The organism is Collinsella sp. AM18-10, from assembly GCF_003471585.1.
Classification (GTDB): domain Bacteria; phylum Actinomycetota; class Coriobacteriia; order Coriobacteriales; family Coriobacteriaceae; genus Collinsella.
In genome coordinates this window covers 13,034-13,302 of record NZ_QRJO01000025.1, presented here as the reverse complement: position 1 = coordinate 13,302, position 269 = coordinate 13,034, and the positions used below count along the sequence as shown (strand labels likewise).

Annotated in this window: 1 protein-coding gene; it reads right to left on the bottom strand. The window is 51.7% G+C overall.

Annotated features, from left to right (window positions below; all coding sequences use genetic code 11):
- Positions 1-80 precede the first annotated feature (80 nt).
- The coding region (locus DW211_RS10350) for a hypothetical protein (protein ID WP_233540993.1) at positions 81-269 on the bottom strand (189 nt) is incomplete at its 5' end.

The window sequence follows — 269 nt, the reverse complement described above, 5'->3', positions numbered from 1 at the left end:
GAAAGGGCGGAGGCGGGGCATGCCCCGCCTCTTACACCACATCTCTGTGCGCTACCTTGAAACTTCCTAATCACCGTCAGCTAGCGCCAAATTGGAAGTCGATGGTCACTCATTAACGTACAGTTCTTATAACTTTGTTCATTATTTTCCGCACCTAAAATGATACGCCGTTTGTGACAGTACTCACAAACGGCGTTTTTTGACCACTGGCGTGTCTGGCAGGCGGCAAGCACCGCCCGAATCCGCATTTTGAACGCGCCCGAATCGGT